Genomic DNA, 19058 nt, shown 5'->3' on the forward strand with positions numbered 1-19058 from the left:
TTATTCAAATTTAAGCAAAAAATAAACTCGAAAATGTAATCTATTTTACTTCTTGCATTAATTTTTTAATCAATGGTGTACTCACTATCAAAACAATACCTGCAATAAGCGAATAAATTGCCAAATGATAATACCCATCAGTATAAGCAAGTAGCTTAGACATTAACGTAGTTCCTGTATTTGCATTCGACATTTCTGATCCAAGTTTCCCAGCAGCAAATTGTCCAAATGCGCTTGATAAGAACCATAATCCCATCATCATTCCAAAAAGCCTTTTAGGAGACAATTTAGTAATAACCGACATACCAATTGGTCCTATACATAATTCCCCAAGTGTATATACTAAATATCCTAAAGCAAATACATTAAGTGAACTCAAACCGTTTGCATCAACAAAAAAGCGTGCACTATAAAAGATGAAGAATCCAGCTGCAAGAAGAATGAATGAGAATCCGAATTTTACAACCGTATTTGGCTCAATTTTTCTTTTATAAAGAAATATCCATAACAATCCGATTAGTGGACTAAAAATAATAACATATAAAGAGTTTATACTATTATTAACTACGTTTGGATCAATATTAAAAAACAATAACTGACTAGACAAGTTATCTTTTGCAAACAATGACAACGAACCACCTGATTGCTCAGAGATTGCCATAAACATGAAATATCCGAAGATAAACACAAATGCAGCTAGTAATTTATATTGCTGGTTACGATCTTTAATACGTAACAATTCATACAAGAAATACAAAAGAGCTACAGCTCCAATTGTGTACATGAAGTATTCTGTAAAATCAGAATTTATCACCATTATATAAATAAGCGGAATCGCTAATAATGAACCTACATAGACTCCGATTTCATATGTATTACGCTTTTTAGGAGTGAATTTCTCTAATGGAGAATTACCAATAGGCGCTAAATGTTTCTTTGTTAAAAGAAAAGTAATCACACCAATAATCATAACGATAGCAGCAGAAAGGAAACATAAACTCCAAGAGTAATTTTTTCCTAAATAAATAGGAATCGCTCCTCCTAACATACCACCTATATTAATACCAGCATAGAACATTCCGTATCCAGCATCTCTACGTCCGTCATTTTCATGATACAATTCACCAACCATAGACGAAACGTTTGGCTTAAAAAAACCAGTTCCAATAATAGACAGCGTAATACCATAGTAGAAAAAATCATGTGGTGAAGCAGCTATTATCAAGTTTCCTATGATCATAACGATACCTCCAAAGAGCAATGATTTTTTGAATCCCAAAATTTTATCGGCAAAAATACCTCCAATAAAAGTAAAAGCGTATACAAATGCCTGTATGGCTCCGTACTGTAAATTTGCTTTTCCTTCTAATAATCCTAATTGGTCGACCATGAAAAATGCCAAAACACCTCGCATACCGTAAAAGCAAAACCGCTCCCACATTTCGACTAAAAACAAATACCATAATTGCTTTGGGTACTTGCCTTTAAAATTTTGTATTTCATCTAAAGTAATACTCTGTTCCATTTATATATAAATAATTAATTGATTCCTTTTTCTTTCATCACTTTGTTCAGCTGCTTTACCAGAGCAAACATCAGTATGGTTGCAAACATCAACAATGCAAAATTCACCCAAAAAAAGTTAGCTTTATTATCGTATGTATCCCACATACTCGCTAAAACTCCACTTAGCTTATTCCCTATCGAAGTCGACAAAAACCAACCTCCCATCATTAAGGAAGTAATATTAACGGGACTTAATTTAGACACCACCGATAATCCCATGGGGCTTAAAAACAATTCCCCTATTGTTATGATTCCGTAGTTTGCTACAAGCCACCAAGCACTAACCTTCTCTGCTCCATCATTTCCAATTTCTACAGCAGCAATCATAACTAAAACTGACAACGCCGAAATTAATAAACCAAAAGCAATTTTTGTAGGTGTTGATGGTTCTTTTTTTCTTGCTCGTAAAAAAGAGAAAAAAGCAACTATCAATGGGGTTAATATAATTACCCAAGCAGGGTTAATAGACTGACTTAAATTTGTTGCCCAAAGATGTACTTTAGCACCTTCTTCAGGTAATTTTTCTGGAGCAACATTTCTAAAATATAGAGGATAATTCACTTCCTTCTCAACAACTCCATTTGTTTTTTGCAAACGGAACTGTTCATCATAAAGTTCTGTAGACGCTTTTGTATACTCTACTTCTTTTGCTAATTTTATCTTACCTACAACTTCACCAGCTGCTCCTGTAACTTCTCTATCTGTGTAACGATCAGCCCAGGTTGTAAGCGCAGAACCATTGAGCTTAAATACTGCCCAAAACAAAATTACTACTCCAAAAATTGCCAACAAAGCACCAATCGGACGTTTATCTTCTACTTTAGCCTTAAAGTAAAGCATTCCATAAAAGAAAACGATCGGAATACAAGCAAAGATAAAAGCATCTGTACTATCAGATCCGAAAATATAACTATCCGGATTAGTTTCTGAAGTAACACCTTTTATCAACCAACCTATAGCACCAAAAACAAAAGATGGTAATAAAATAAACAATACAATTTTATAAAAGGGCATATCACCTTCTTGAACTCCTTTTTTCTGGTCATATCCTACATAATGTTTTGTACCTAATAAAAACACAATAACACCTATAAACATACCCACACCTGCAGCCATAAAAGCCCAATGCCATCCTAAAAGGATTTGCAATGCAGCACCAAAGAAATTACAAATAAAAGCCCCAACATTAATTCCCATATAGAATATATTGTAGCCTTCATCTTTTTTATCCTTATATTTTTCTTCTGAATAAAAACTTCCTAATAATGTAGAAATATTTGGTTTAAAGAAACCATTACCCACAATTACCAAAGTCATAGCAATATAAAGCATCGTTATATTATGCACCCCCATTAAGAAGTAACCAACACCCATTAAAAGACCACCAATAACAATAGATTTTCTGTATCCTAAATATCTATCAGCAACAAGACCACCAATAAAAGGAGTTAAGAAAACCAATGCAATAAAAGTTCCGTATAAATCCGAAGCTTCTTTTTCGGTCATTGCAAAACCATCCTTTACATCTTTTAGATATAAAGTAAAAATTCCAATCATTAAATAATAACCAAAACGTTCCCACATTTCAGATAAAAACAAATAAGGCAATGCTTTAGGATGTTTTTTCCACATAACTATAAACTCTTTAAAATTAAAAATACCTACAAGCCTAAACCTGTAGGTAATTTTTTATGTATTATTACTATTTTTTATCTAACACCGTGCATCATTCTCTTTAAAACAGGAGACAGAGCAAACAAAATTACAGCCGCCAATCCCGTTAAAATAACAAACACCATGAAGAATTCGAATAAGTTATGGATTTCAAAACCAGCAAAAACCGGGTTATGATCATTGATATGATGCTCAGCTAATAGCTTTAGTTGAGCCGCAGTAGGCGTGATAGTCTTATCAAGAACAGCTTGTAAATCTATACCAAGCTCTTTAGCTTTTACAAATTTATCTCCTGTTGCAGGTAAGATAGAACCTAAAGTACCACCTAAAGCATAACCAGAAGCATTAGACAAGAAGAATACTCCGTATAATAATGAAGAGAAACGTTTTGGCGAAAGCTTACCAACCAATGATAATCCGATTGGAGACAAACAAAGCTCTGCACAAGTATTTAATAAATATAATAAAATCAACCATTTGATAGCCAATAAACCTGAAGTTCCGATTACTTTAACCTGAGTAGCAATCATAAAGAAACTTATTGTAATAATCAATAAACCAAAAGCAAGTTTTACTGGCGAAATCGGCTCTTTACCACCAGCTCTTAATTTATCCCATAAAATACTAAAAGGAACAGCAAGAACTACAACAAATAAACCATTAAAGATTTGTACCATCGAAGCAGGCATTGCCCATCCAAAGAAGTTTCTGTCTGTTTGGTTATCTGCAATAAAAGTTAAAGATGAACCGGCTTGCTCAAACGCAGCCCAGAAGAAGATAATAAAGAAAGAAACGATGTAAATTACAAAAATACGATCTCTCTCTACTTTTGTTAAAGAAGAATCAGAAACGATTAATCCCGCCAAAGTCAAACCACTTGAGTAAATCAAAGTATAAATTAAGTTTTGACCAAAACCATAGTGAACAATTGCTCCAATAACAAAGAAAGCAATACCAGCAATAATTAATGCTTTTTGAGAGAAGTTTGCTTTTTGAGCTTCACCTTCTTCAAAATCTGCAGCAACATTTTTAGATGGTAATCCTCCTAAAGGTCTTCCTTCTGGAGTAACTACATATTTATTTTTCAAGAAAAAGAAAAGTAGCGTTCCTAAAAACATTGCAATCGAAGCAGCAAGGAATCCCCATTTAAAAGCGTGGATATCTCTAATTCCGCCTGTATCTTTTACGTCTCCTAATAAAGGACAAATAGATTGCCCAAGGAAAGCACCTAAATTAATACCCATATAGAAAATAGTAAAAGCTGTATCAAGCTTACTTTTTTCTTGTTTAGGATATAAACTTCCTACCATACTAGAAATATTTGGTTTAAAGAAACCGTTACCAAAAACGATAACTCCCAAACCACAATACATTATAATAGTAGCAAAATTTAAATCAGAACCAAAAACACTAGCACTAGTAAACAATAATAATTGTCCAATCGCCATCATAAAACCACCAAGAAGAATACAGTTTCTGTTTCCGAAAAAACGATCTGCAATAAACCCTCCAAGCATTGGTGTAAGGTAACAAAGACCAAGAAAACCTCCATAAATTAATGAAGCATCTTCTTCTTTCATTAATAATGAATTTACAAGAAATAAAGTCAATAAGGCTCGCATGCCATAAAAATTGAATCTCTCCCACATCTCGGTTCCAAACAATACCCAAAGCCCTTTTGGATGCGCCGTTTTTACTTCTGTTTCTTTCATATTATTCATTATTTATTTAGGTTTATTAGTTTTATATTATAGGTTCTCCTTGATAAAGTTAGTCATTTTATTATAAAGCTGAATTCTAGTCTTTCCGCCGTAAATACCGTGATCTTTGTCTGGGTAAATCTGCGAATCAAATTGTTTATTAGCTTGTATTAAAGCTTCCATCATTTGCATTGAGTTTTGTACGTGTACATTATCATCTGCAGATCCGTGAATTAAAAGAAATTTCCCTTTTAATTTATCTACATGGTTAATAGGAGAGTTATTATCATAACCACTAGCATTCTCCTGAGGAGTTTGCATATATCTTTCAGTATAAACCGTATCATAAAACCTCCAGTTTGTAACCGGAGCAACAGCGATTGCCATTTTAAACACATCGTTTCCTTGGAAAATACAGTTCGAAGCCATAAAACCTCCATAACTCCATCCAAAAATTCCAATTCTAGAAGCATCAACATAAGGATACGCACCAATTACTTTAGCCGCATCAATTTGATCTTCAACTTCATATTTCCCTAATTCTAATTGAGTTACTTTCTTGAAGTCAGCACCTTTAAAACCAGTTCCTCTACTATCAACACAAGCCACGATGTATCCTTGTTGTGTTAACATTTCGAACCAGTAATCATTAGAGTTATTCCATTGGTTAGCTACTTGCTGAGAACCAGGTCCTGAATATTGAAACATAAAAACAGGATATTTTTTAGCAGGATCAAAATCTTTAGGTTTTAAAATCCAAGTATTTAATTCGTTTCCTTTAGCAGTTTTTAATACAAAAAACTCTTTAGTAGCAAGATTATATCCTTTAAGTTTAGATGCTAATGCTTCATTATTCTCTATAACCTGTAATTCTTTTCCAGCCTTAGCATCATTAAGAGTATAAGTTGTAGGCTGAGAAGCGCTTGAGAAAGTATTAATGTAGTATTCAAAATTCGGGCTGAAGGTTGCCTTACTAGTACCTACGTTTTTAGATAAACGTATTTTGTTTTTTCCGTCAAGTGCAATTCGGTAAATATCACGATTGATTGACCCATTTTCTGTAGATTGATAAAAAACAGTTTTAGTTTTTTCATCAAATCCGTAATATGAAGTTACTTCCCAGTTTCCTTTAGTAACCTGATTTTTAAGCTTTCCTGTTTTATCATATAAATAAATATGATTAAAACCGTCTTTTTCGCTAGTCCAGATAAAACTATTATCCTTTAAGAATGTTAGGTTATCAGTAACATCCACATAAGCTTTATCTTTTTCATTAAGAACCACTTTTGAAGTTCCCGTAGTACCATCAACAAATAATAAATCCAAATTATTCTGGTGACGGTTTAACACCTGTGCCGATAAGGTATTATTATCATTTGTCCATTGCATTCTTGCAATATAAAAGTCGTTATAATTACCAAGCTTAACCTCTTTAGTTCCATTAGCTGCCACATCATATATATGTAACGAAACTACTGCATTTTTTTCTCCAGCTTTAGGATATTTAAAAGTCTCAATGCTAGGATATAAATCTGTTTTAAAGATTGACATTGAGAATTCTGGAACCATACTTTCGTCAAAACGAATATAAGCTACTTTCTTACTGTCTTTACTCCAATCAAAAGCCCGTACAAAAGCAAATTCTTCTTCATAAACCCAATCAGTAATACCATTAATTACCGAATTTTTCTTTCCATCAGTTGTAATTTGAGTCGATTTCTTCGAAGCTAAATCGTAAACATATAGGTTATTCTCTTTTGCGTAAGCGATTTTTTGTCCATCTGGCGAAAAAGTCGGCTCCTGAACCTGAAAATCAAAAAGCTTAGTTAACTCTTTTGTACCTATATTATATAAATAATAATCTGCTGTAAACGAGTGACGGAAGATTTTTTTGGAATTACATGCCAACAAAATCATTTTTTCTGATGCATCAAAAGTATAACTATCAATCATCGGTAAACTTCTATGATCTTTAGTATCGATTAAAGTTGCTCCTTTTTTTAATGTAGCATAATCGTATAAATCAATTTGCATACTTCTACCGGCTCTATCAAAATTTAGTACGGTATATTGGTTTGTATTATGTAGAGATTGAAGTTTAAACATCTCTTTAGCTCGAAATGTTCCATTAAAAATATCATCTACAGTAATTTTTTGTTGAGCAAAAAGCGTCACACAAAAAAATAAAAACAATGCGGTAAGTTTGTTAGTATTCATACAATTGAGTTAAATATAAAAAAGAGCCCAATTTTAGTGAAAAAAATACACATAATATACATTTTGTATGTTAAATGTTAAGAAATTGGTTTTTCATATTATTTAATGTCCGTAATTACATTATAAACAAAACCGTTAAAGTGGTATCTTTGCAGCAATACTAGCATTTAATCTACTGAAAATGAACAACGCGGTTTCTGGATTTTCTAAATTATCCAAAGAAGAAAAAATAAACTGGATTGCAAAAAAGTACTTTTCGACACCCGAAGAAGCAGTTTTTTTACTTAAAAATTACTGGAATGGAGACGAAAAAATACAGAAATTACATGATGAATTCATCGAAAACACCATAACAAATTTTTATATTCCGCTTGGTGTAGCTCCAAATTTCCTCATCAACGACAAATATACCACAATACCAATGGCAATCGAAGAAAGTTCGGTTGTTGCAGCAGCCTCAAAAGCAGCCAAGTTTTGGTCTACAAGAGGTGGGTTTAAAGCTACAGTAATCAACACCGAAAAAATTGGTCAGGTACATTTTACTTTTAATGGAGATGTATCAAAACTGAATTTATTTTTCGCACAAACCAAAAGCAAGTTTTTTAGCGATACCGAAAGTATCACCAAAAACATGCAACAACGTGGTGGTGGAATTCTGGATATTGTCCTAAAAGACAAAACCAATTTATTACCAAATTACTTTCAGCTTCATGCAACTTTTGAAACCAAAGATAGCATGGGAGCCAATTTTATAAATTCCTGTTTAGAGCAATTTGCCAAAACACTAAAAGAAGCTTCGCAAGAATATGAGTTATTTACCGAAGCCAATGAAGAAGTAAAAGTTGTCATGAGTATTCTCTCTAACTATGTACCAAATTGCGTAGTAAGAGCCGAAGTTTCATGTCCAGTCGAAGAACTAGCAGAAAAACACATACCAAATCCTCAAGAATTTGCAGAACGATTTGTTCAGGCAGTTCAGATTGCCGAAGTAGAACCGTTTCGTGCAGTAACCCACAACAAAGGAATCATGAATGGTGTCGACGCAGTAATTCTTGCCACAGGAAATGATTTTCGTGCAGTCGAAGCAGGAGTTCACGCATACGCATCTCGCAACGGACAATACTCTAGTTTATCTCATGCTAAAATCGAAGATGGAATTTTCACCTTCTGGCTAGATATTCCCCTAGCTATAGGAACCGTTGGCGGACTTACATCTTTACATCCGCTAGTTAAATTTTCATTACAAATGCTCGAAAATCCATCGGCACCAGAGTTAATGCAAATCGTTGCCGTAGCAGGATTAGCACAAAACTTTGCCGCATTGCGCTCCCTAACAACAACAGGAATCCAGGAAGGACACATGAAAATGCACATTAATAACATCATCAATCAGTTTGCAGCCAATGACGAAGAACGTCATTTAATAAAAAACCACTTTAAGAACAACACCATTTCACATAGTGCCGTGGTAGATTTTATCGAGAACTTAAGAAAATAATTTAATTGCCAACCTGAGCGGAATCGAAGAGTAATCAAAGCAAGATTAATAAGGAAGATTTTTTTCCAGAAGCAATCTCCCGCTGTACGCTATATCTTTATGTTTTTAAAGAAAAAACATAAAGGATACCGCTGCCATCAGGGCTAAAAATAAATGCATGAAAACAACTTTTTACAGTAACGGAAAACTTTTAATAACAGGAGAATATTTAGTACTAGATGGCGCAAAAGCCTTTGCATTACCTACTAAGTTTGGACAAAATTTAATTGTTGCCCAAGGAGAAAATCAAGAAATACAATGGAAAAGCTACGATGCCGATAATCAGATTTGGTTTCAAGACACCATAACATTTGCAGAGATAATAGACAATCCTGAACCAGAAACCGAAACCGTAAAAACCACGTTAATAAACATTTTACACGAAGCTTATATATTAAATCCTGAGTTCATAACCCAATCCGAAGGATACCAAATAAGCACACAGCTTACTTTTCCTAAAAATTGGGGTCTAGGCACATCATCGACATTATTAAACAATATTGCTCAATGGACAAAAATCGACGCTTTTACACTACTTAAAAACAGTTTTGGAGGCAGCGGATATGATATTGCCTGCGCACAAAACAACACACCTATATTATACCATCTGCAACAAGACTTACCAATTGTCGAAAAAATAGATTTTAAGCCTGAGTTTAGTCAGAACCTGCACTTTGTGTACTTAAACAAAAAACAAAGTAGTAAAGCAGCCATATCTGCTTATTACAACAATAAGAATAACAACTTAGCTAAGATAATTATTAGCAATGATAAAATCACACAAACAGTTATACAAGCCAAAACCGGAAAAGAATTTGCAAAAGCACTAGCAACACACGAAGCTGAAATGAGCAATGTATTAGAAATGCAAACTATCAAAGAAAGACTCTTCCCAGATTTTGATGGCGTGATAAAAAGTCTTGGTGCTTGGGGAGGCGATTTTGTAATGGCAATATCCAAAGATGATCCAACCGAATATTTCACAACCAAAGGATACGAAACAATAATTCCTTATAACGAAATGATATTGGCATAAACAAAATTCTGAAATCATTACAAATATTCGATTATTAAACACAAACCTTGCTATACTCTAGCAAGGTTTTTTTTGCATTATAACTACAATAATCGATAGTCACGAGCGAGACGCTCGAGCCAGCTAGAACACAAAAAAACTCGTGAAATAATTCTGTACGCTGACGCGAGCATCCCGCTCGTGAACACAATCAAAATCATTCTTCATCTCTGTCAGGCTGAGCGGAGTTGAAGCCTATTACTTGTAACTACAAAAAAAGAATCCTACAAGGTTTTAAAAACCTTGCAGGATTAAAATCTCAAAACCGTAAAACAAAAAAAATCCCGAAATAAATATTTCGGGATTTTCTAATTTAATCTTTTATCTAAGTCGCGACAAACTAGTAGCTAAAGTGAGCTCTGTTATCAACGATTTTAGCATTATCTTTTAATGCAGGAAGAATTCTGTTTACATCTTGTGCACTTTGAGCTTTAACTTGAGCAACATAAGCTGCGTGATCTTTTAAAGCTGGTGCTTTTATAGTGCTGATATTTTTAACAACATATACACCTGTATTTCCTTCAATTGGAGCAGATAATTTTCCTGCTGCCAAAGCAAATGCATTACCTACAACTTTTGGCTCTTGACCAACTCCACCAGGTAAAATTGGGTTATTCATAGTTACATCAGTTGCTTGTTGTACAGCTACTCCAGCATTTTTAGCTACTGCTTCGATAGTTGTACCTATCATTTTAGCTTTTAGCATTTCAGCTTTTTTCTTGTTTTTAAGAATTGGCTCAACATAAGGTCTTGCAACATCTACTGATACTAAACCTGTTTTGTTAATACTCTTAAGTTGCGCGATAACGTGACCAACGTTAGAAACCTCAAAACGTTTTACATCACCTTTACTTGTTTCTTTATCAAAAGCCCATCTTACGATTGTTCTTTGGTTTCCTAATGGACCAAAGTTTTCATCCATAGCTTTTACAGTAGCAGGAGCTGCAACCGTTAATTTCATTTCTTTTGCAACTTGATTAAAGTCTTTATCAGCAGCATCCATTTCAAATTTAGTTGCTTGTGTAAATGCTTTATCAGAAGTAGCTTCTGAAGCTTCGATTTTTTGAGCAATAGTTGCTAAACGAATACCGTCTTGTTTGTCTGTAATCTTGATGATATGGAATCCGAAAGGAGTTTCTACCAATCCAACTTTTCCAATTGAGTTATTGAAAACAAAATCATTGAATGGTTTCACCATTTGGTTTTGTCCAAAATATCCTAAATCACCACCTTGTTGTGCAGATGAATCATCAGAAGCTGTAAAAGCCAACATTAAGAAACTATCTGGATTTGCATTAACCTGAGCTAAAATTTCTTCAGCTTTAGCTTTAGCTTGTTCTTTAGTTCTTTTCTCTTTTTGGTTTGGAACTTGAGTTCCTTCATAACTAATTAAGATATGACTTGCTTTAGCATTAACTCCAGCTTTAAATCCTAAAGATTTAGAGATACAGTAGTATTTACCAAAAACATAAGGACCATAAATCTCACCTGGAGCAAGACTAAATAATTTATCAGCATCTACAGCTGGCAAATCTTTCTTAGCTACATAAGTAGAATCATAAGGTACATCTGAATTTGAATTTACAAAGTCAGCTACGTTCTTAGCCGATTTAAATCCAGGTAAAGTATCATTTTTACCTGTTTTTTGGTTGTAAACAACACTTCCAGATAATAGAGAAGTTATTTTAGCTTTAATTTCAGCTTCATCTTCTTTAGACGCTTTATCTTCAATTAAAACATATTGAACCTCACGAGTTTCATCTGCTTTAAATTTCTTTTCGTCTTTTTTCATGAAATCAACGATTTCTGAATCTGTTACTTTTACATCGCTATCTTTGATAGAAGAATATAAACCAGCAGCAAAAGCAAAGTTAACTTTGTTTGCTTCCATTTCATATTTCAACTTACCTTCAGCTACAGTTGTATAAAGACCTGCTTTAATCAACGTGTTGTATATTTGGTATTTTGCATTCAAATCTGCATCTTTCTCTCTATCTTTTAAGAATTGAGCTTGCTCAGGATTTGCTTTAAAATATTCTTTAAATTTTGCTACGTCAAACATCCCTGCTGCATTTAAGAACATTGGATTTTTTCCGATATTTTGGTCAGCTTTTAAAACCTCAAGTAAATGTTTCTCACCTACTCTTAATCCTAGTTTATCAAATTCAGATGACAACAAAGCAATAGAAACCTCTTGATCCCAAACTCTGTTTGCAGCTTCAGTGGAAGTTATTCCTTGCCCACTTTTCTCAACACTACTTACTTTGATTCTAAAATCTTCAAATGAGATATCTTTCCCATTGATACTTCCTACGTCTTTTGAACTCTCACCCATTCCCCCTTTACTAAAAAGATCTTGAATGATAAATGCGAATAATGCAAGTGCAATAGCGCCTATCAATAAAGCGGAACGTTGTCTAATTTTTGCTAAAACTGCCATTTTTATTGTTGTTAATTTTATATTCAGTTTGCGAAAATACAATTATCTAGTTAATAATAATACTACTAGCAATTTATTTTGCAAGAATTTTTACTTTTCTAAAAAAATATCACTCTCTAATAGTCATTTTTACTAATTCTATTTTCTTATTTGTTGCCTCTTCTATCACAAAATGATAGTTTTCGATGGTAATTTCTTCCCCAACCTGAGGAATTTCTTTGGTATGATTTACGATAAAACCTCCCAATGTACCATAAGAATCACTTTCGGGAATATTTAATTTATAGGTCTCATTAAGATATTCAACATCAAATCGAGTGGAGAAAATATATTTCCCCTCACCTAATTCTTTTTCTATTAATTCCTCATCCAAGTCATGCTCGTCTTCAATCTCCCCGAACAACTCTTCTACAATATCTTCAACAGTTATTATACCCGAAGTTCCTCCATATTCATCTAGAACAACAGCAACGCTTTTTCGCTTTTTAGTAAGCAAATTCAAAACATCTTTTATATAAACCGTTTCTGGAACAAATTCCACAGGAATCAATACCGACTTTATAGTTTTAGGTTTTTTAAACAAATCAAAAGAATGCACATAACCCAAAATATCATCTAAAGAATTCTGATATACCAAAATCTTAGAATATCCTGTTTCTACAAATAATGCTTTAAGCTCTGCAACAGAATCAAAAAGTTCTACGGCATCAATCTCAGTACGAGGCGTCATGATATCCCTAGCTTTTACACCCGAAAACTCTAATGCATTCTGAAATATTTGTATCTCTGAGTCAACTTCTTCATCATCTTCTACCGTACTCATTTGCTCGGTAATATAATTCCCAAGTTCAACTTTACTAAAAAAAAGCTGCACTTGATCTCCTTCTGTTTTAAAAAATCTACGAAGTATAAAATCTGAAATCCAAATAAAGAATGTAGAGATATAATAAAAAAGCCAGTAGAAAAAATACGCTGGTACAGCAAAAAACTTAATTAAAGAATTTGCATAAATCTGAAAAAACACCTTTGGAAAAAACTCTGCCGTGATTAAAACTAGAAAAGTAGAAATCACTGTTTGAACAATTAAACTAGTAACATCTGAGAAATGATACCCAAATTTAATTATTACTTTTAAAAGTAAATCTCCCATAAAAAAACTATAAACAACCAATGCAATATTGTTACCAATAAGCATTGCAGCTATAAATTTTGAAGGTTTTTCGGTAAGCTTAGTAAGGATTTTAGACAAAAAGTTATCTTGCTTTTTTTCAATCTCAAGATAAATTTTGTTTGAGGATATGAATGCTATTTCCATACCCGAAAAGAAGGCCGATAGTATTAAGCAAACTATTATAATACTAATCTCCATTTTTGATTACTTTTTATTAGGATTCTGATTTTCAAACTTCTTAGAAAATTTTCTTCTGAAAAAGAACATAAAAATTCCCATTCCAGCAATTAAAAAACTTAACCAAGGAGTCTCTTCACCTGCGCTAATTTTCATTACTGCATCATAAATAAACAGAATTGCAATTACTAGATAAGCGTATTGTGTATATTTTAAGTAACCCATAATTATTGTTTTTTATTCTTCGGTTTGTATCTCTCCGTTTATTCGTTGAGAGTTTATTATTTTAAAGTCTTTACTAAAATCGATTCCCTGACCATAAGAAACTCCTTTTACATCTGTAAATTTAAACTTTCTTTCGGTATAAAACCATTCATTTTTTTGATCAAAATACAACTGTTCTGTTTCTAACATCTGACCATCGTCTGTTGTGATTTTCACTTTCCCTTGCAAATCAATGATAGAAGTTTGCTTGTACGAAATAGCATAATTTGATGTTACATAAGTGCGCTTACGTTTTTTATCATACAAAGTCACATCTATACCTTTTGGAAAATCGGTAAATGGAAATGAGACATTAGAATAATCCAACATCTTTGGACTTATTAAAATTCCTGAAATAAGTCCTGAGTCGGTATATTTTATATTAACATTATCAGCATCACTGGCAGGGACAAACTCTGTAAAATTACTTCTTTGTACATCCTTAAAGTTGCTTTCGCACCCTAGAAAAAACATTGCAATAAAAATTACAAGCCCAGGAATGACGCTATATGTTCTAAGTAAATTCATTCGCTAAATAAGGTAAATTAAACTCTAAATCAGAGTTTGTAATCTATAATCTGGATTAATTAAACTTGCTTCTTTCGAACCATTTATCGTTTAATGAGAATCCAAGACTAAAATTAGCATAATTTTCTTGAATTAAACCTGCAGATGTAGTTCCTCTTTTTCCGAACTCCATTCCGAAGTTAATATTAGAAAATGTTCCAGAAATTGGAAATCCAGCTCCTAAAGTAAGTCCTATATCATTTATACGCTCTCCATTGATAATTAAACCAGTTTTCTCGAATTTAAGACCTCCTCTATAAGTAACTCTGTTAAAGTAACCTGCAAAAGAACTATAGTTAGGAATATAGTAACCTCCTATACTGGCACTTGCATATTTACCGTACCCTACGTTTGACGCAGCATTATAAGTACTTGATTGATCAACTGCATTTTGATAAGAAACTTTCCCTCCAATTAACCATTTTCTTGACTGTCCAACACCTGCACTTAAAGCAAGTTTAAACGGCATATTTACATCTACCTTAGAATTTTGATCTGTTCCAGGATCAATAACACTAAAGTTAAGTCCAGAACCTAACATTCCTGTAGATATGTTTCTTACGTTTTCAGAGTTTAACTTACTCTGTAACGTATATGTTGCGCTACTATAGAAAGATAATTTTTTATTAATTTTATATTGGTACATTGCTCCCAAATTAAAATTAACTCCAGATAAATGAGTTGTATTTAATTCTCTTGTCCCAACTGGAACATCGGTAACAAACTCTAAACTAGTAGTTTCCACCTTTCCAAAGTTATAATGCATATCTGCACCAATGCTAAAGTTAGGTTTGATTTTATAAGCAACCCCTAAATAAACTTTATTCAATCCTCCTGAACCATCAAATCTTTTATTATTATCTCCTGTATTTATAGCAAGTGATTCGATTTGATATCCTACAGATGAATATGGAATTAATCCAAAACCTATTCCAAACTTATTTCCTAGTGGCATACCTACAGCTAAATAATCTAAAGCTGTTCTTTGTGCTTTTGCCGATTCAGTATCTGTTTTTAATGTACTTGAATTATATGTTCCCCCTATTGTAAAAGCTGTAAGTTTAAGATTTGCGTAACTCGCAGGGTTCTCTAAATTCATGTGAATACTATCTTGCTCAACTGCAACACCCGACATAGAGCGGTTTTCGATAGTTCCTTTAAATCTTACATCTCCAATTCCGTAAAAAGAATAAGGAGAAGCTGTTCCTTGCTGAGCAAAAGAGACGAATGACAAAAGTAAGCAAGCGCTTATTATAATTTTTTTAATCATTGTTGATTTTATATTGAAATGTTTGGTTCAAACTTTCTAATAAGAAATTTGAATTGGCAAATATGGTATTTTTTAATCGTTTAGCCAAAAAAAGTGCATCACCACCCGTTAAAATTATTATAAAGTTTGAATAGTCTTCTTTGTATTGATCGATAAAACCGTCTATTTCATAGACGAATCCGTTTACAACCCCCGAATGCATTGACTCGGGCGTAGAATTTCCTACATAAGATTTAGGCTCTTCAAAAGTTAATAACGGAAGTTTTGCTGTATAATTATGAAGCGCTTCATATCGTAATCGCAACCCTGGGGAAATAGCTCCCCCTAAATAGTTATCATTTTCGTCGACAAAATCGTATGTAATGCAAGTTCCTGCATCAATAACCAATCTATTTTGTTTAGGATATTGTAATGTTGCTCCACTTGCAAGAATAATTCGATCAATTCCTAACGTTTTTGGTGTAGCATAATTATTTTTAAAAGGAAAATGATCTTCATTTGTCAAAAAGCAAACATTTACGTCATTTTTAAAATGCAAAAAAGACTCTTTTTCGACATTTCCGACAGAAGCGACAACCAAATCGGTCACTTTTTCAAATTTTTTTAAAATTTTTTTAATTTTTATTTGGAGTTCATTTTTATCAAAAATGAAGAATTCTAAAACAGTATCATTCTCAAAAACAGCACCCTTAATACGAGTATTCCCAACATCGATTGTTAAAACCATAGCTTCTTACTTTACGAATGCGAAGATACGAATTGATTTTTTTTTAAAATTGTTTTGGAGAAACTAAAAAACATTCTATATTTGCACCCGCAACAAGCACGGTACCTTAGCTCAGATGGTAGAGCAATGGACTGAAAATCCATGTGTCCCTGGTTCGATCCCTGGAGGTACCACGAAACCCGAATAGTAATATTCGGGTTTTTTGTTTTTAATACTTTCCTGGTTTTATTTTCAAAAGAATTTTACCGCAAAGAGCGCTAAGATTTACGCAAAGGTTCGCAAAGTATGCGGTAAAAAAATTCGCAGCAACCTTTTCAATCCTTTTAATCTTTTTAATCTGTGGCGAAAAAACTAAACACAAAGATCGCTAAGACTTTTTACTTAAGAATATGTTCAAAAACGCAAAGTTCACAAAGCTTTATGATGAGGCTTTGCGAACTTTACGTTTCTTACTTTATAAGCTTTACAGCAAACAAACTAATAAATCTTACCAATATTGGATTCCAACGGTTAAAACCGTTGGCTATGTTCATAATATAAATCTTAATTCCTGTTATTTTCAAATACAGCCCAAGGTTTCAACCTTGGGATAGGTAATAATATACCCAAAAGATTCGTAAGACAAAAAAAGAATAGCCACACATTAAAGAATTTTACAGATTTTTAAAATCATTTTAATCTATATAATCTGTGGCTAAAAAAAAAGCTCGCAAAGCCTTATGATAAAGCTTTGCGAACCATTCTGTTTTTTACTTTGCGAACTCTGCGGTAAAATTCTTTTTGCGGTTAAAAAACAAAAAAATTATTGATGAAACACAGAAACTGCAGGGAAATAATATCCTGAAAAATTTACAGATGCTGTTTTTTCTCCTGAGTCAGCATTAAATAAATAAAGATTATTTATAGAGAAATTCACTCCAAAACCTGAATTTAATGTATTTACCACCAAAGCATTTTTCTTTCGATCATAACCAATTCCTGCACCGTACAAGATATTTGAATTTGTTAATGTAATAAATGGCGTAGCCAATGACTCTGGAGTACCTGTGTATTTGTAAATTTCTTTTCCACCACTAAAACTTCCGTTTTTAGCAATAAAAACATCATTTTTAGCAGCCGTAATAGATCCTGGATGCCATGCTCCCCAACTTCCGTAAGCCTGGAATCCTAATGCAATTTCTTTTACTTCTAAAGTATTTGAATCTATACTTATAAGATTTTTACCTCCAGCTGCCCATACTTTTTTATCATCGGTAACAGCAAATCCTAAAACCATACCCGGAATAGTTTTTTCGACTGCCAATGTTGAAGCATTTATAACAATAATCCCTTTTGAAGCTGACAATGCAAAAATATAACCATTTGCCTTAACAATATCTCCGACCTGACCTGTAACGCCTTCAATTTGTCCATTCACCTCCATCGTATTAAGATTAAGCTTAAATATCCCTTTGCCAGAAGTTAAAAGAGCTTGATTTTCATCAATACCTACTACTGCGCGCCAATCGTTTCCTCCTTTAGCCGCGATTCTTTTTTCTTCTTTTAATGTATAAGCATCAGCCACTACAACAGGTCCGCCAACTTTAGAAACTAAAAACAGTTTTTTATTAATGATGGTTCCAAATTCTAATGTAGACGATGCTGGTTTTAAATCTTTATCTGGATTTACTTTTACAAAAACACTGTCTTCTATAGCTCTTGTATCGTATCTATAAAACCCTACCGTTCCTGTTCCGTGACCAAACCATCCTTCGTTTATCATAAAGAAACCATTTTCATATGCTCCCCATGCATGGATATCATAAGTAAGAGAAACTTTTCCGCCATCATTTTTGGCTGTCATTGTGATTTTAAAATCCCCTCTTGTTTCTGGTTTGAAAATATAAGTAGAATCAGATCCTACTACTTTTCCGTCTACAGCCCATTCGAAAGAAACATTTTTTCTATCTGCTAATTTTGAGCTTAATTGAAGTGTTTTCCCAATGGTTAAAGTATCTTTTAATTGCTGTGCGCCTTTTATCACAGGAGGTTCTGTAAAATCGTCATCATTATTACACGAAAATGTCAGCATCATCAAAGCGGCAATTGCAATTAATTGCTTGAAAAAAAATTGGTTTTTCATTATTAAATATTTAAAAATTATATTACTTAAACCTTTAAATCGAAATACAATTTACCCTTACAAAAGTTGTATAAATAAACTTTTGTAAAAGCACAGCATATTGTAAAACGATACTTTGTAATGATTTTTTTAGTGGAGAAAAAGAAAATATCGAAAAGAGAAGCGCACAAGAAAAGATTGCTTTTACGATATCATATTTGCAGAAAAAAAATCTCATAAATTCCATTTTTGGCTTACGAGAATAGAATAGCTAAACAATACCATTATCACACAAAGTGAAAAGTATTGTTCTTAACTCAAGCTTCAATCCCCGAAAGCTATTTATTACTATAAAAACGGCAGGTCTTCTGACTTACTCCCTACACCCAGCCTTCCCTTTCTAAATGAAAAGTGACGTATTAAAGGGTTTCGGTTAATGAGCTTACAGCTGCGGGACAGTTTTGGATTTACACCAAATTCCCTTTTAATGTCAATATCGTATTGATATGACAACCATTTTTTGTTTAAAATCTGAAGTGCAAAACTAGTGTTTTCTATCGTAACAAAGCAAT

13 protein-coding genes, 1 tRNA gene and 1 riboswitch are annotated in these 19058 nt (G+C 33.0%); of the genes, 3 read left to right on the plus strand and 11 right to left on the minus strand.

All coding sequences use genetic code 11. From position 1 onward, the window contains the following. Nucleotides 1-40 precede the first annotated feature (40 nt). From IW20_RS10550 to IW20_RS10565, 4 genes are all read right to left on the minus strand, one after another. Nucleotides 41-1525, minus strand: a complete 1485-nt coding sequence (locus tag IW20_RS10550; RefSeq protein WP_035621740.1) for a peptide MFS transporter — start codon at nt 1523-1525, stop codon at nt 41-43. A 14-nt stretch (nt 1526-1539) separates the two neighbouring features. Then, nucleotides 1540-3198 (minus strand): peptide MFS transporter, encoded by a 1659-nt coding sequence (locus IW20_RS10555; RefSeq protein ID WP_035621742.1) that lies wholly within the window; start codon nt 3196-3198, stop codon nt 1540-1542. Between the two features lie 77 nt (nt 3199-3275). Further along, entirely contained in the window at nt 3276-4952 is a 1677-nt protein-coding gene (locus tag IW20_RS10560) for a peptide MFS transporter (protein WP_035622207.1), read from the minus strand. 36 nt (nt 4953-4988) lie between these two features. Beyond that, on the minus strand, nt 4989-7157 hold the full coding sequence (locus IW20_RS10565) for a S9 family peptidase (RefSeq protein ID WP_035621745.1): 2169 nt from the start codon (nt 7155-7157) through the stop codon (nt 4989-4991). Between the two features lie 181 nt (nt 7158-7338). On the opposite strand from IW20_RS10565, the gene IW20_RS10570 reads away from it, so the two are divergent. Beyond that, nucleotides 7339-8655, plus strand: a complete 1317-nt coding sequence (locus tag IW20_RS10570) for a hydroxymethylglutaryl-CoA reductase, degradative (protein WP_035621748.1) — start codon at nt 7339-7341, stop codon at nt 8653-8655. A gap of 157 nt (nt 8656-8812) precedes the next feature. Continuing rightward, the gene (locus IW20_RS10575; protein WP_035621750.1) at nt 8813-9730 is read left to right on the plus strand and encodes a GYDIA family GHMP kinase; all 918 of its coding nucleotides are present in this window, start codon (nt 8813-8815) and stop codon (nt 9728-9730) included. 379 nt (nt 9731-10109) lie between these two features. Here the strand turns inward: IW20_RS10575 and IW20_RS10580 are convergent, their stop codons facing one another. The 6 genes from IW20_RS10580 to IW20_RS10605 all read right to left on the minus strand — a co-directional run bounded on the left by IW20_RS10580 (nt 10110) and on the right by IW20_RS10605 (nt 16385). Next, nucleotides 10110-12209, minus strand: coding sequence for a peptidylprolyl isomerase (locus tag IW20_RS10580; protein ID WP_035621753.1), 2100 nt, complete (start codon nt 12207-12209; stop codon nt 10110-10112). Between the two features lie 109 nt (nt 12210-12318). Further along, nucleotides 12319-13578 (minus strand): hemolysin family protein, encoded by a 1260-nt coding sequence (locus IW20_RS10585; protein ID WP_035621755.1) that lies wholly within the window; start codon nt 13576-13578, stop codon nt 12319-12321. Nucleotides 13579-13584: 6 nt separating this feature from the next. Continuing rightward, nucleotides 13585-13782, minus strand: coding sequence for a hypothetical protein (locus tag IW20_RS10590; RefSeq protein WP_035621758.1), 198 nt, complete (start codon nt 13780-13782; stop codon nt 13585-13587). A 12-nt stretch (nt 13783-13794) separates the two neighbouring features. Further along, nucleotides 13795-14349: an LPS export ABC transporter periplasmic protein LptC gene (lptC, locus tag IW20_RS10595; protein WP_035621761.1), complete on the minus strand. Its 555-nt coding sequence runs from the start codon at nt 14347-14349 to the stop codon at nt 13795-13797. Between the two features lie 55 nt (nt 14350-14404). Beyond that, nucleotides 14405-15658, minus strand: a complete 1254-nt coding sequence (locus IW20_RS10600) for an autotransporter outer membrane beta-barrel domain-containing protein (RefSeq protein ID WP_035621764.1) — start codon at nt 15656-15658, stop codon at nt 14405-14407. Continuing rightward, nucleotides 15651-16385: a type III pantothenate kinase gene (locus IW20_RS10605; protein ID WP_035621767.1), complete on the minus strand. Its 735-nt coding sequence runs from the start codon at nt 16383-16385 to the stop codon at nt 15651-15653. The genes IW20_RS10600 and IW20_RS10605 overlap by 8 nt, the downstream gene beginning before the upstream one ends. A 100-nt stretch (nt 16386-16485) precedes the next feature. Between IW20_RS10605 and IW20_RS10610 the strand changes: the two genes are divergently transcribed. Then, nucleotides 16486-16558, plus strand: a tRNA-Phe gene (locus IW20_RS10610). Nucleotides 16559-17187: 629 nt separating this feature from the next. On the opposite strand, the gene IW20_RS10615 is transcribed toward IW20_RS10610, so the two are convergent. Then, nucleotides 17188-18507 (minus strand): DUF5074 domain-containing protein, encoded by a 1320-nt coding sequence (locus IW20_RS10615; protein WP_035621770.1) that lies wholly within the window; start codon nt 18505-18507, stop codon nt 17188-17190. A 320-nt stretch (nt 18508-18827) separates the two neighbouring features. Continuing rightward, a riboswitch (cobalamin riboswitch) is annotated at nt 18828-19019 on the minus strand. Nucleotides 19020-19058 lie beyond the last annotated feature (39 nt).

Source organism: Flavobacterium hydatis, assembly GCF_000737695.1.
GTDB lineage: Bacteria > Bacteroidota > Bacteroidia > Flavobacteriales > Flavobacteriaceae > Flavobacterium > Flavobacterium hydatis.

What these genes read in the sequence shown, in the direction of transcription:
- IW20_RS10585 (WP_035621755.1), bottom strand. Translation starts at nt 13,578, where the DNA reads ATGGAGATTAGTATTATAATAGTTTGCTTAATACTATCGGCCTTCTTT.
- IW20_RS10560 (WP_035622207.1), bottom strand. Translation starts at nt 4,952, where the DNA reads ATGAAAGAAACAGAAGTAAAAACGGCGCATCCAAAAGGGCTTTGGGTA.
- IW20_RS10605 (WP_035621767.1), bottom strand. Translation starts at nt 16,385, where the DNA reads ATGGTTTTAACAATCGATGTTGGGAATACTCGTATTAAGGGTGCTGTT.
- lptC (WP_035621761.1), bottom strand. Translation starts at nt 14,349, where the DNA reads ATGAATTTACTTAGAACATATAGCGTCATTCCTGGGCTTGTAATTTTT.
- IW20_RS10570 (WP_035621748.1), top strand. Translation starts at nt 7,339, where the DNA reads ATGAACAACGCGGTTTCTGGATTTTCTAAATTATCCAAAGAAGAAAAA.
- IW20_RS10590 (WP_035621758.1), bottom strand. Translation starts at nt 13,782, where the DNA reads ATGGGTTACTTAAAATATACACAATACGCTTATCTAGTAATTGCAATT.
- IW20_RS10600 (WP_035621764.1), bottom strand. Translation starts at nt 15,658, where the DNA reads ATGATTAAAAAAATTATAATAAGCGCTTGCTTACTTTTGTCATTCGTC.
- IW20_RS10575 (WP_035621750.1), top strand. Translation starts at nt 8,813, where the DNA reads ATGAAAACAACTTTTTACAGTAACGGAAAACTTTTAATAACAGGAGAA.
- IW20_RS10565 (WP_035621745.1), bottom strand. Translation starts at nt 7,157, where the DNA reads ATGAATACTAACAAACTTACCGCATTGTTTTTATTTTTTTGTGTGACG.
- IW20_RS10580 (WP_035621753.1), bottom strand. Translation starts at nt 12,209, where the DNA reads ATGGCAGTTTTAGCAAAAATTAGACAACGTTCCGCTTTATTGATAGGC.
- IW20_RS10615 (WP_035621770.1), bottom strand. Translation starts at nt 18,507, where the DNA reads ATGAAAAACCAATTTTTTTTCAAGCAATTAATTGCAATTGCCGCTTTG.
- IW20_RS10555 (WP_035621742.1), bottom strand. Translation starts at nt 3,198, where the DNA reads ATGTGGAAAAAACATCCTAAAGCATTGCCTTATTTGTTTTTATCTGAA.
- IW20_RS10550 (WP_035621740.1), bottom strand. Translation starts at nt 1,525, where the DNA reads ATGGAACAGAGTATTACTTTAGATGAAATACAAAATTTTAAAGGCAAG.